Below are 12,644 nucleotides of genomic sequence, written 5' to 3' on the forward strand. Positions count from 1 at the left end.
TGGAATCTCGGAGCGGAGCAGCCATGAATCCTATCAACGCGCTTCAGCTTTATCTCATGTCACGCATGCGGAACAAGGAGGGTGTCGCAGGAGGCCTGAAGCGTTTAGGCGTCGATAGGGCGGCGTTCGATGCGGCCAAGGAGATCCTGGCGCGCGCACGCCTGGATCATGAAGACCCAGACATGGCCGACGAGTGCAGTGCCGACCTGTATCGTCGGTTCCTTGGAGCGCCGCAGAGGGTCGAGCCGGCTCCGAGAAGCCAGGCGCCGAACGCCATGAGGATGTTCTACTCTCTCCCCGTGTGGCCAGATCTGGAGCTGGAGCTCAGGATGAGCAACGAGCACACCCTCCGTGGGATCCGCTTCGTTCACGCGGGTGAGCCCAAGGCGCGCCGGCTTCGGCTCGAGGAGGTTATACCCTGGAGGGTCGTGGAGGACGATATCGCATGCAATTGCAGCGAGGCGCTCATCGTGGATGGGTTTGGAACATGGACCGACTACTGCTGCACCCTGCTCGAGCCCGGGAGCCCAGAGTATCTCTGGGCCTTCGACTACGGTCTCCTGCAGGAGGTAATTCCCTGGAAGGACCTGAACATCGACAAGAACGAAGCCGCCTACCCTAGCCTGGGGAGCATCCTCGGGAAGCCATAGACGCCGCGGTAGGCATGGCCGAGACGGCCGAGCTCCGGATGCTCAAGATCAGCGGCGGAAGGCGGCCGTACAGCGTGACAATCGACAAGTGTTTGCCCGAAATTGAGTACATGCTACGATTCGCGCCATGGCCGCGCCTCAGCCAACGGTGACACCGCGGCGTATCTTCGTGATGGGCGACCCGCAGGCGCCGATGGCCAAGGTGATGGCCGTGCTCGCGTCGCACGCGTTGCTCGGCGCGGACGGCCGGCTGGTCGACGACGTCGTGCTCGTGTCGATCGGCGATCACTTCGACTATGACCTCGATGATCCGGTCGGCGCGGGCGCGGAGGGGCTCCGCACGCTGCGCTGGCTGGCCAGCCACGACCCCGCGCAGGTGCGGCTCCTGTTCGGCAACCATGACGCGGCGCGGGTCATGGAGCTCGCCGGCCTCGACGACGTGCGGTTCGCTGCGGCGCGCGCGCTCGGGCGCTCGATCAAGGAGACCAGGCGGCGTGAAGGCGCCGAGGCCGCCGCGCGTCGCGAACGCGACGAGTTCGCAGCGCAGTTCCCCGATGTGGCGACCCCGGGGCTCGCGGCGCGCGATTACGCGTCGTTCAGCGAGTCCCAGCGCGAGCTCGTCATCGAGCTGCTGCTCTGCGGCCGCTTTCATCTCGCGCTCTCGGGCGTGCTGCCCGACGGCCGCGCTGTGTTGCTGACCCACGCGGGCGTGACAACGCGCGAGCTCGCGATGCTGGGCATGCCGGACGAGCGCGACCCGCATCGGCTGGCGGCTGCCCTCGAGCGACAGCTGCGCGCCGCGGTCGACGCGCGGCGCACAGAATGGCAGAGCGGCGCACGCACGCCACTTTCGCTCGATCCTCTCCACGTCGCGGGCGCCGCTGGCAACGAAGGTGGCGGCCTCCTCTACCATCGACCTGCGCACGTCGATCGCGCGGGTGGCGATCCCGCATGGGAGCTCGATCCGGCGCGGCCACGACGCTTCGAGCCGAGTTCGCTCCCGCGCGGCCTGCGGCAGGTGGCCGGTCACACCGGTCACAGGAAGTGCAAGGCGGAGCTCGGTCACGACTGGCTCACGGCGGCTGCGCACCGGAAGGAGATCGGAGGGATCCGCACGCTGCGCGTCGATGGCGACGTCGTCGTGTATGACCTCGGGATCCTGGACGATCGACCCGGAGCGGCCGATCTCTACCTGATCGACGGGGAGATGCGGTTTACCGCGGCCGCCGATTACGCCTTGCTCCCGCTCGTCGAGCTGATCGTCCCCGCGTGAAGCCCGCCCCGCGGAGCTCCGGACGAAGCGACGGCCGGCAGGGCGCGCGGCGAGCGCGCCAATCCACCCACATCGCCGCCCGCGCCCTCACCGGATAACTCACGCGCTCACCCGCGACCACGGATTGCCACCCTCGCAGCAGATCGCGCAGAATTCCGGCCGAGTTCGCTCGATCCGCCGAGCACAAGCGCTCATCCACCAACTCACGTGGTCTCACTGGGGTGGTGTTTTCATGTCCATTCAGGATCCCTCGCGATCCACGCCAGTCGCGCAAACATCATATCGGATTGGATCACGGGCCGTCCTCACGTGATTGTTTCACCCGGAGAGGCGCGCCGCCCGTGTCAAGCCGGTAGCACGACTGTGGCCGCGGATTTGCTCTGAAGGCAAAGGCTCCCGCGAGGGTGCGTGGACGGCGGCACGGCGCGGCGATCGCGAGCGATCGTCGCCCGGATCCGCGAGCGGATTGGCCGTCAAGTTACATCAGCAGCGGAGAGGCTGGCGGCGCTTGCGGCCTCTCCTTGACAGCGCTCCGTCTCGCCGCGCCCTGGCTCCTGAGGGGGTGGTGCGGCGCTCTCCGACATCGGGGGAGATGGGCGCATCGGACCGAGCCAGGAAAGGAAGATCCAATGAAGCGCTTCAAGTCACACCTTACCGCGGCTGCCCTCACCGCAGCGTGCGCGTTCGCGCCCGGCTGTCTGAGCCTCGACGCCGGTGACGAAGCGGGGCCGACCCCGACCGCCTCGGGGACGCTGACCGTCGCCGTCGCCAATGGCGAGGCGCGGTACATGCTGGAGCGGGAAGATGGGGTGTTCGTGCGCCTCGACCTGGGCTCGATGACGGACGCGGCGCCGGGCGCCGAGCCGTCGACCGACTGGCGCACGGCGAGCGGCTCCCCGGTGGACGTGTTCGGCACCGTGACCGACGACGGCATGATCGTTGTCGACATGATGCGGCCGGCGGAGGGCATCGGCGAGCTGACGAACGCGCTCGTCACGACCGGGACCAAGCGCGTCCTGGTGCTGCGCGTGCAGTTCAACGGCGGCCAGACGATGGGCACGGAGCAGGACGTGCGCAACATGATGGCCGGAGCGGCGACCCACCTGGCGGGCTCGTCGTTCGGCAAGATGCAGCTCGAGTACGACGTCGCCGGCCCGTTCAACATCACCTTCGGCAAGTGCGACGACTACGACCGATGGCAAAACGAGGCCAGGACCGCGGCGAAGAACGCCGGCTTCAACCTGAGCGCGTACCAGCACTACATGGTCCTGGGGAACATGGATTGCGGGTACGCCGGCATGGGCGCGCAGCCCGGCAACGCCACCTGGATGGCCGGCCTCTGGCCCGAGGTCGTCGTGCACGAGCTCGGCCACAACTTCGGCCTGTGGCACGCCTCCTCGCGGACGTGCCGCAACGGCGGTGCGACGGTGACGATGAGCAACGACTGCACCTTCGACGAGTACGGCGATATTTTCGACCCGATGGGCGACGGCATGAAGCAGCACTATAACGCCAACTACAAGGTGAACCTCGGGTGGATCCCGTCGTCGCAGGCCCAGACGGTCACCGCGGACGGGACGTATACGCTCGCCCCGTTGACCGAGGCGAGCACCGGGACCCAGCTCCTCCGCGTCAAGGGCCCGAACGACATCATGTACCAGATCGAGTTCCGCCAGCCGGCGGCGACGAACGTCGTCGACTCGCGCAACCTCTCCACGAAGGGCGTGCTCATCCATGCGTTCTTCACGCAGTCGCGGGAGAGCGGCCGGGCGCACCTGCTCGACATGGTCCCTGGCGGGAACTTCAGGGACGCGCCGCTCGTCGTCGGCGCTTCTCATCAGCTCTTCGGGACGAACGCGACGCTGAAGGTCCTCTCGGTGTCGGCCACGGGCGCGCAGGTCCAGATCTCCGGCCTGGGCGGCGGCACGACCGACCCCGGCGGCGGCACCGGCGGCGGGACGCCCGACCCCGGCGGCGGCACCGGCGGCACCACCGGCCAGAGCCTGGCGGCCCTCCATTCCGGCAAATGCATGAGCGTCAACGCGGCGAGCCTGGACAGCGGCGCCACCGTCGTCCAGCGGCCGTGCACCGGGGCGAGCGATCAGCAGTGGCAAGTCCAGATCATCAGCGGCACCACGGCGACCGTGAAGAACGTGAACAGCGGAAAGTGCGCCGACGTGCAGGGGTCCAGCCGGAACAACGGGGCGAACATCACGCAGGCGGACTGCAACAGCAGCAGGAACAGCCAGAAGTGGGACCTCATCGATCGCGGCAACGGCGTCGTCTCGCTGCGCTCGGTCAACAGCGGAAAGTGCGTGGACGTCTACGGGGCCAGCACCGCCGACGGCGCCAGGCTCGCCCAGTACACGTGCAACAACGGGACGAACCAGCAGTTCCGGCGGCAGTAGCGTATCTCGCTTCGATGAACCGTATCGCTCTCGGGCTCGCGGCCGCCGCCGCGGGCCTCGCCCTCTCCACCGCCACGCCCGCGCGCGCCAACGGCCGATACCCCACCGCCGGCCAGATCCTCGTCGATCCCGCCGATCCCGAGCACATCGTCGTCCGCGCGACCTACGGCGTCCTCACGACCCACGACGGCGGCGAGCGCTGGTCGTGGATCTGTGAAGCGGCCATCGGCTACAGCGGCTTCGAGGACCCGATGCTCGTCGTCACCGCCGACGGCTCGATCCTCGCCGGGCTCTTCGACGGGCTCAGCGCGACGCACGACCGCGGCTGCGACTGGCATATCGCCGAGGGCGCGCTCGCCGGGCGCAACATCGTCGATCTGTCGATCGATCGCGCGGATCCCGCGAGCGTCCTCCTGCTCGGCTCCAGCGTCATGGCCAGCGACGCGATCGTGACGCAGGTCTGGGAATCGAAGGACGACGGACGGACCTGGACGCAGGCCGGGGTCGATTTCCCGAGCACGTTCCTCGGCGTGACCCTGGACAGCGCGCCCAGCGATCCGCGGCGCATCTACGTGAGCGGGCGGCGCAATGGCCCCACGTTCCAGGGGATCGTGCGGCGCTCGGACGATCGGGGCGCGACCTGGGAGGAGCTCGACGTCCCTGGCAGCGACGATCGCAACCTGCCGTACCTCGGCGCGGTGGATCCGAAAGACCCTGACGTTGTGTACGTGCGCCGTGACGGCGACGGCGCGGACGCGCTGCTGGTCTCGCGGGACGGGGGCGCCACGTGGCGCGAGGTGTTCGAGGCGGCGAGCCTCCTCGGCCTCGCCCTCTCGCCCGACGGGACCGAGATCGCGGCCGGCAGCGATCTGGACGGCCTGTGGGTCGCGCCGACGGATACCCTGGAGTTCACCCAGGTTGGGCAGCTCGGCGTCCGCTGCCTCACCTGGACGGCGCGGGGCCTCTTCGCCTGCGCCGACGAGCCCGTGGACGGCTTCTCCGCCGGCGTTTCCACGGACGGGGGCAGGACGTTCTCGCCGCTCATGACGCTCGACCGGCTCTGCGGCCCGCCGGAGGCCTGCGGGGGCGACAGCTCGACCGGCCGGACCTGCCCCGGGCTCTGGCGGGCGACAGCGCGCTTCGTCGGCGCCGGGGCCTCGTGCGAGCCCGGCGGCGCCGCGGGCGCGGGCGGGAGCGAGGCGAGCGCCGGCGGGGGCGAGGCCGGCGCGGGAGCAGCCGAGCCGAGCGCCGGCGGCGGCTGCTCCTGCGGGGCGTCGGGCGGGGGGCGCGCCGGGGCGCTGCTGAGCTGCCTCGCCGCGGCCGGCGGCGCGCTCCTGCGCGCGCGGCGGCACGGACGCCGCCGCGCTCAGGCGCCGGGAGCGCGGTGACGGCCCGGGCTGTTCCCGCGTCGGGCGCTCGCGCTTGGAGCTCCTAACGCGCCTGCACGTAGAGCGAGAACGGGATATTGCCCTCCCCGCCGGCGAAGGTCGCGTCGGGGACGTCGATCACGAACTCGTGGGTACCGGCGCTCGCGGCGCCCCACGGGACGATCCGGGTGTCGATCACGTCGCCGGGGCACCAGTTGCTGAACGACTGCCACTTTTTGTCCGACTGCGGGGACGCCCCGTAGATGCCGTTGCCCTGGGTGTTGTACTTGCGAAACGGCTCGCACGACGCGCGCCCGGGCTTGTACTGCAAGGCCAGCTCGCCGTCGACGTACACGTAGTGCTCGCGGCGAATGTACTCCTCGCCGCCCTGGTTGGCGCCGTGATTCGACGTGATCAACACGAGCTGTGCATTCTGTGTATCCGCCGGCAATTCGAAGCTGACGGTCTTGCGGGTCGTCCCGACCTTGTCGCTGGCGCCCGCGGCGTAGTTGTTGAACTCTTCGCTGATCGCCAGCGGCAACAGGACGCTGAAGTCCTGGGCCTCCTGCGTGCTGTCGGTGTACAACAGCAGCGATCCGAGCTGCGTGTCATTGCGACCAGCGCACCCGCGGATTTCGTCGTTCGCGGCGTAAGGCACGCCGAAGATGCCCAGTTCGAACCAGAAATCGTGTTCGGCCAGGAGGTCGGGGTCTCTCAAGATCGGCACGAGGTTGCTGGCCTCCCATTCGTAGGGGACCGTCTTCGGCTGCTTGTTCATGTCCATGAACGGCGTGACGAACCGTGCGATCTCGATCCGGTCGACCTCGTCGGGGACGTAGGTCTGAGCGCCCTTGGGGACCAGCGCCAGGTTGACCGAGCCGAGTCGGTCGTAGTTGTCGCACAGCGCTCCCACGACCACGCGGACCTTCAGGGTGGTCTGGATCCTGGCGAGCAGCTCGTCGGTCAACCTGGTCGCAACCAGCGAGTTGTTGTGGCGGATCACGCCGGCCGGGATCGGCTCGTCGACGGTCTCGGCGTAGCCGTCGTAGAACGTGATGTCCTCCAGCACCTGGAGTTCCTCGGGCTCCCCGGGCGGCACGTCGCCGCTGCCGCCGCTGCCGCCAGTGCTGCCACTGCCGCCCGTGCCGCCGCTGCCTGCGCTGGTCCCGGTCACTGCGCTCGTGCTCCCGTTGCTCTCGGAGGTCCCGGCGCCTCCTCCAGTGCCCGCGTCAAAGCGCCGTTCATCCGTGCACGCGGCGAGCAGGGCCAACGGACAGAGGTAGGGGATCGCGCGACGCAGGTTCATTCGTCGAACTTATCAGATCGCCCGCTCGATGTTGTACTGGAGCGGGGGCGGAGGTCGAGAGATTCGGGGGCGCGTACCAGGCCGAGCATCTCCCTCCGGGGCTGGAATTATCCAGCGTGGCAAGCGCCAGACCCACGTCGAGATCGTCCCGGCGAAACCGATGCCCGTGGATAAACTTCAGGAGCTACTCGACCAGATAAACGTGAAGAAGGAAGGGGCGCGATGACATGTGAGTGAGGCTGGTGCGATCGACGCCGCCGCGCGGATCGAAGGTCTAGTTGATGTATTGAGAAGGGTATACCAAGAGCTGGCCTACGACCTCGCCTTCCCGTTCGTGGGACGCTTGGGACGCTCCCGACCGAGGTTCGGCCGGCCGCGGCCGCGCTCGGCGGCGCGGGAGCGCCCGACGGCACGGAGCCAGGCGGCGGCGCCGATCGCGACGGCGGCCAGCGGGGCGCTCCACCCTGCGCCGCCGGCCGCGGGCGGCGCCGCGCTGCAGCGGACCATCTGATCGTCGGCGCACTCGGGCGAGAACCCGTGCGGAGGGATGGGGTTGCAGGTCGACGTGGAGAGATCCCGAGGGGGGTAGATCTGGCAGATGCCCGCGATGTCGTCCTCGTGCAACGTCCGGAAGTTCATCGGGTCCGCCCTGTCGTACCTCGAGTGCATGGTCGCCTCAGGGCCGGCCATGGAGTGGTCGAGGCCCAGGAAATGCCCGGCCTCGTGCGTGACGATGGCGAGCAGATCTTCCCTCGGCGCGGCGGAGTCGTCCCCGACGGTGAAATCGTAGAGATCGGTGTTGATCTCCATGTCGGCCCCCCAGAGATTACCGGTCTTCCTGTCGAACTGCACCGTCGTGAGCGCGAGCATCTCGCTGTTGTGCCCCGAGCTCGCGAGCCACTCCAGATCGCGGAAGACGACCACGTTGGTGTTGCCCGGCACGAGGCCGTCGACGATCCTTGTCTTGCCGTCCCTGGCGTTGAGCTCCACCGCTCCGCAGGCGACGGGCCCGAGGTTCTGGACGCGGAGCCCCGGCGTTCCCCCGTCGCAGGGCGCCTGCATCCACGTGTCGAACGCGGCCTTGAGCACGTCGGAGATCTCCTGGTAGGAGATCTCGCTGGACGCGTCCTCCTGGATGCTGAAGCCGATGCAATCGCCCGCCCAGCGGAGCGGCTTGCATTCGCCGACCGGCTGGTCGTCCTGCAGGCAGAGCTCCGACCTCTTGCAGGTGTTCGAGCGGCAGTAGGCCGACGCCTGCTGCGCGCTCGCCAGCACGGCGAGCGCGGCCGCCACGCAGGAGCACCATGCACGCTTCATCGACATCGACTCCTCCACGATGGGTTGACCCTACAGCCACGGTAGCAGCGCGCGCCGGGCGCGTGGGGATTTCGCAGGCGGCGCCCTTGCCACCCGCTGGCCTTCCGCCATCCTGAGGTGATGGGGCATGCTCGTGGGTGAGGCGGGCGGCGGAGCCGATCCGGCGCGGGGCGGCGCGGCCCCGGCGCAGGGCGGCGCGGCGGCGCAGGACGGCGCGGCGGCGCAGGACAGCGCGGCGGCGCCGAGCTTCCTGTGCGACGCGATGCTGGGCGGCCTGTCGCGCTGGCTGCGCGGCGCGGGCTACGACGCCATGTTCGAGCACGGCATCGACGACGGCGATCTCGTGCGCCTCGCGCAGCAGACCGGCCGGGTGCTGCTGAGCTCCGACGCCGGCGTGTTCGAGCGGCGCTCCCTGCGCACCGCGGCCGTGCGCGGGCTCTACGTGCCGCGCGGGCTGCGGCCGACGGAGCAGGCCGGCTTCGTGCTGCGGGAGCTCGGGCTGCCCGTGCGGGACCCCCGCTGCATGGCGTGCGGCGGCGCGCTCGCGGCCGCCCCGAAGGGCAGCGTCAGGGATGCGGTGCCGGCGGTGGTGGCGGATCGCCACGACGAGTTCTGGCGGTGCGATCGATGCGGCAAGGTCCTGTGGAAGGGCAGCCACTGGGACGGCATCGTCGCCGGCGTGTCCGCCGCGGCCGGCGTCGCCGCCGCGACCGAGGCCCCTGCACCACCGGCGGGCGGCCGAAAGCCTCCGCCGTGACGCGGCCGGCGGGCACGCCTTCCCACCCGGCCGCGGTGAGGCGTCCGCCCTGACCGTCGGCGCCGGCGCGCCGTCTTCGCCAATGGCAGTGCGAGCAAATCGTCGCCGTCCCCCTTTCGCGGGCGTGGCTCTCGGGCACCGACCCGTCGATGCTCGCATACAGGGTGATACCAAAGTACGAATGCGAGGGAGACTACGGCTGCGAATCTCTGCCACGATGCCGGCAGGGCTACATACCCGCCGAGAGTCATCGTTGCATCATCAACGACTGCGGGAAGGCGAAGTGCCCCACGTGCCCGGACTTCGTGAACGAGCTCCTGCAGAATATCGTGATACGAGCGTGGTGCTCCCGCGCCGAACCTACCGCGAGAAGCGCATCATCTCGGCGGCGAAGCCGTCGCTGCCTCGGTTCGCCTTGTCGCGCGTCTCGTCGAGCACATCCGCGATGCCGCCCAAACCCTCCGGGCCGATCTCGAACGTGACGCGATCCAGGGTGATCTGCTCGTCATCGGCATAGGCGATGCCGATCGAGGGCCCACCGGAACCCCCGCCGCCGTAGCCGCCCGTACCGCCCCAGCCGCCGTAGCCGCCTCGACAGGCGTGTTCGCCGCCCAGGTCCGGCGCCTGCCCCGGAGGGCCTCCTTGCACGCCTTGCCCGCCCATCTGGCCTTCGCCCCCCCTGCCCCCGCCGCCGCCCGGGCCCGTGATGATGCGCGTTTCCCGAAGGGTCAGCTTGCTGCCCGGATGGGCGAAGATCGCGATGCTCGCGCCGCCCGCGCGGCCGCCGCGGCCGCCCGAGCCGCCGCAGCCGCCGCCGCCACCCGAACCGCCCGACGCACCACCCAGCGCCGCGTTGCCGCAGGCGCTCCGGCCGCCCGGCGCGCCGCCGCCGCCGCCGCCCCCCTGGCCAGGCGCTCCCGTGCCGCCCTGGCGGCCGGGCACGCCTTCCCACCCGGCCTCGGTGAGGCGTCCACCCTGGCCGGCTGCGCCGGGCTCGCCCGGCGCGCCGTCATCCCCACGACGGCCGTCCGCGCATGGGGCGCCGTCCTTCGCGCCCGCGCCACCCAGGCCCGCTTCCCTGCGATTCGGGGCCGTCAGCGGCTTGCCGTCCTCGGCATCGCCACCGCGGTCCGGGGTCCCGTCGCCCCCTTTGCCGCCCGTCGACACCATATCGCCGCACACGGTCGTCACGGCGGGCGCGCCGGCCACGGTCGCTGCCGAGCAAGCGTCCCTGCCGATCGCTCCGATCTCCCCGTACGCTGGCTGCGGATCAACGTAGACCGCATCCTCGCCGTGCGCGCCTCCCCCGCCCCTGTCCGCCTTGATGACGCTCCGAAGCACCTCCACGACCGCGCCCGGCTCAAGCCTCATCGCAATGGAGGAGCGATCCGGCTGCAATCTGCGCTGGTGGTCCACTTGCATGTCCACGATCGTCGATACGCCGTCGGTGGCCCACTCGCCGTCGTCCTGCGCTGCCACCACGGTGATCGGGGGCCCCCCCTCGTCTGGTGAATAGAGGATCGCCGGCTGGTTGGTTATCCCTTCCGTGTAGTAGCGCCATCTCGCCCAGCAAGCGAACCCGCCCCACAGATCGATGCCGGAGCGCAACGTGATGCCCTCGGCGTAAGAGTCGAGGCAGGCGAACACCCGCCCGCGAGCACGCGGCGCGAGCGCGACCGCACGGGCGAGCGTCTTCACCGGTTTCTCCATGGTGCCGGGATTGCTGTCGTCTCCAAACGACCGGCTCGCGAACACCCCGCACCCGGCCTGCACGCGTAGCGCGGCGAGCCCCTCGATACACTCCTCCTCCGAGGGCGCAGCCGCAGGCACTGGGTCGCAGGTGCGCCCCTGCTCGCACGGTGGGGCGAACGGCTCCGCTCCGCACCCCAGGACGGTCGGAGAGGACAGCAGCACGATCCACGTAGCGGCTGTGATCTTCATGCTCTCTCTGTCCATCCCCGTGCGAAATCCCTTATTGGGGCGGCACAATCAGATCCGGGAACTCCCAGAGGACGGCGGTCTGGCCGTCCTCCCCTTTGGCGTTGTCGTCGTCCGGATCGCCTCCGACTCCACCGACACCAGGGGCTCCCCAAGTCCAGTCGGCGCTCTCCGTGAGGTGAACACTGCTGTCCGCGCGCGCGATGGTGACGGAAATGCCCCCGAGCCCCCCGCCGCCATGACCGCCTTTGCCTCCGGCGCCACCCTCACCCCCATCGCACGCAAAGTAGGCTGCGGGTGCGATATATCCAGCGGGACCGCGTTCCCCACCGAAGCCACCTTCTTGCCCCCGTCCTCCATTACCGCCGCGACCGCCGTCACCCGTGATGATCTCTGTCTTGTCCACCATGACGTGAGCATGCAGCGCGATGATCCCGAAGCTACCGCCCCCGTAGCCGCCGCCTTGACCACCGCGCCCCCCGCAGCCGCCACCCCCGCCCGAGCCGCCGGATGGTCCGCCTTGCGGATCCACAGGGCGGCACTGCCCATTCGTTCCGACGCCGCCCCCGCCGCCGCCTCCCTGGCCGATCCCCCCGTTCTGGCCGTCCTGTCCCGAGAAACCCTGCCAGCCGCGCGCGCTGATGGTTCCGTACTTGAGCAGTTCCTCCAATCCCGTCCCGCCGCCGACCCCGTTCGCGCCGGGCTCCCCAGCGTCGCCCCTCTCGCCGGATGTGCATGTCATCCGCCCGCCCTTTCCCCCTCCGCCGTTGTCGACCGAGCCAGCCGCCGGTGCTGGTGCGCCTGGCTCGCCGTCGCCGCCCGCGGCAATGGCGCCGTCGCCGCCCGCGCCGCCGATCGACGTCCTGCCATCCTCGCACACCGTCATTTCCGGCGGAGCGCCCTCGTTCCAGTCCGCCAAGCACCCGGCCGCGCCTTGATGGCCAGGCGCCCCATCCGGCGCGCGCCACGCTTGCGGAGCGCTCTCCCCGGCCGCCCCATCGGCCCCGTTCCCCGCCAGGATCTCGCTCGACACCACGTTCACCGCGGCGCCCTCCCGCACGATCATCCCGATGGCCGACCCGCTCGGCCGCGTCGCATCCGCCGCCACGAGCCGCACGCCGAACACCGTCGACGTCATGCTCGCCTCCCGCGCCTCCACGATGAGCGGCACGTGCTCCGGCGCCGGCGCGATCCCGGTGAAGCGGTCCTTGCCGCCCCAGGTCCACGCCTCCGTGGCGCAGTCCCGGCCGCCCCAGATCGCGACGCCCGATGGCAGCGTGACCGCCTCCTCGAAGTCCTCCGCGCACGCGTACACTCGCCGCGTCCCCCCGGGCTTCGATGCCTGCTCCACCGCGCGCTGCAGCGTCCTGACGGGCGCTTCCCTCGTCCCGTCGCTCGCGTCGTCCCCGCGCCGCGCGACGAACACCCCGCACCCGTCCTTCGCCGGGCTCGTCGCGGGATCGCCGTCACACGGAGACGCCGGCAGCGCCGGCGGCGTCTCGCCGGGGAGCGGCACGCAGCTGTACGTCGTCGTGCAGTCCTCGGCATAGGAGCACCCTGCGCTCCCAGCGGCGCTCCCGCATCCGAGCGCGATCGCCGCGGCCGAACGCAGCATTCCTCGACCCTGC

At 70.3% G+C, this 12,644-nt stretch carries 9 protein-coding genes; 5 read left to right on the forward strand and 4 right to left on the reverse strand.

Annotation, left to right across the window (positions count from 1 at the left end; genetic code table 11):
* Positions 1-23 precede the first annotated feature (23 nt).
* From WMF45_RS36755 to WMF45_RS36770, 4 genes are all read left to right on the forward strand, one after another.
* On the forward strand, positions 24-650 hold the full coding sequence (locus WMF45_RS36755) for a hypothetical protein (protein WP_437710351.1): 627 nt from the start codon (positions 24-26) through the stop codon (positions 648-650).
* A gap of 127 nt (positions 651-777) precedes the next feature.
* On the forward strand, positions 778-1,923 hold the full coding sequence (locus tag WMF45_RS36760) for a metallophosphoesterase (RefSeq protein WP_437710358.1): 1,146 nt from the start codon (positions 778-780) through the stop codon (positions 1,921-1,923).
* Positions 1,924-2,552: 629 nt separating this feature from the next.
* Entirely contained in the window at positions 2,553-4,331 is a 1,779-nt protein-coding gene (locus WMF45_RS36765) for an RICIN domain-containing protein (protein WP_437710360.1), read from the forward strand.
* Positions 4,332-4,345: 14 nt separating this feature from the next.
* Positions 4,346-5,719, forward strand: coding sequence for a WD40/YVTN/BNR-like repeat-containing protein (locus WMF45_RS36770; RefSeq protein ID WP_437710362.1), 1,374 nt, complete (start codon positions 4,346-4,348; stop codon positions 5,717-5,719).
* A 43-nt stretch (positions 5,720-5,762) separates the two neighbouring features.
* On the opposite strand, the gene WMF45_RS36775 is transcribed toward WMF45_RS36770, so the two are convergent.
* Together WMF45_RS36775 and WMF45_RS36780 are read right to left on the reverse strand one after the other, a co-directional pair.
* On the reverse strand, positions 5,763-6,968 hold the full coding sequence (locus WMF45_RS36775; RefSeq protein WP_437710364.1) for a peptide-N-glycosidase F-related protein: 1,206 nt from the start codon (positions 6,966-6,968) through the stop codon (positions 5,763-5,765).
* A 348-nt stretch (positions 6,969-7,316) separates the two neighbouring features.
* Complete coding sequence (locus WMF45_RS36780; RefSeq protein ID WP_437710366.1) at positions 7,317-8,321, reverse strand: matrixin family metalloprotease; 1,005 nt, start codon at positions 8,319-8,321, stop codon at positions 7,317-7,319.
* A gap of 127 nt (positions 8,322-8,448) precedes the next feature.
* Between WMF45_RS36780 and WMF45_RS36785 the strand changes: the two genes are divergently transcribed.
* Positions 8,449-9,078: a Mut7-C RNAse domain-containing protein gene (locus WMF45_RS36785; protein ID WP_437710367.1), complete on the forward strand. Its 630-nt coding sequence runs from the start codon at positions 8,449-8,451 to the stop codon at positions 9,076-9,078.
* A 360-nt stretch (positions 9,079-9,438) separates the two neighbouring features.
* Here the strand turns inward: WMF45_RS36785 and WMF45_RS36790 are convergent, their stop codons facing one another.
* Both WMF45_RS36790 and WMF45_RS36795 read right to left on the reverse strand, forming a co-directional pair.
* Positions 9,439-11,019: a hypothetical protein gene (locus WMF45_RS36790; RefSeq protein WP_437710369.1), complete on the reverse strand. Its 1,581-nt coding sequence runs from the start codon at positions 11,017-11,019 to the stop codon at positions 9,439-9,441.
* Between the two features lie 31 nt (positions 11,020-11,050).
* A complete protein-coding gene (locus WMF45_RS36795; RefSeq protein WP_437710371.1) occupies positions 11,051-12,631 on the reverse strand; it encodes a hypothetical protein in 1,581 nt (526 codons plus the stop codon).
* Positions 12,632-12,644 lie beyond the last annotated feature (13 nt).

Source organism: Sorangium sp. So ce448, from assembly GCF_051520915.1.
Lineage (GTDB): Bacteria > Myxococcota_A > Polyangia > Polyangiales > Polyangiaceae > Sorangium > Sorangium cellulosum_B.

Excerpts from the sequence above, each read along its gene's own strand:
- WMF45_RS36755 (WP_437710351.1), top strand. The coding sequence starts at position 24 with ATGAATCCTATCAACGCGCTTCAGCTTTATCTCATGTCACGCATGCGG.
- WMF45_RS36760 (WP_437710358.1), top strand. The coding sequence starts at position 778 with ATGGCCGCGCCTCAGCCAACGGTGACACCGCGGCGTATCTTCGTGATG.
- WMF45_RS36765 (WP_437710360.1), top strand. The coding sequence starts at position 2,553 with ATGAAGCGCTTCAAGTCACACCTTACCGCGGCTGCCCTCACCGCAGCG.
- WMF45_RS36770 (WP_437710362.1), top strand. The coding sequence starts at position 4,346 with ATGAACCGTATCGCTCTCGGGCTCGCGGCCGCCGCCGCGGGCCTCGCC.
- WMF45_RS36780 (WP_437710366.1), bottom strand. The coding sequence starts at position 8,321 with ATGAAGCGTGCATGGTGCTCCTGCGTGGCGGCCGCGCTCGCCGTGCTG.
- WMF45_RS36785 (WP_437710367.1), top strand. The coding sequence starts at position 8,449 with ATGCTCGTGGGTGAGGCGGGCGGCGGAGCCGATCCGGCGCGGGGCGGC.
- WMF45_RS36790 (WP_437710369.1), bottom strand. The coding sequence starts at position 11,019 with ATGAAGATCACAGCCGCTACGTGGATCGTGCTGCTGTCCTCTCCGACC.
- WMF45_RS36795 (WP_437710371.1), bottom strand. The coding sequence starts at position 12,631 with ATGCTGCGTTCGGCCGCGGCGATCGCGCTCGGATGCGGGAGCGCCGCT.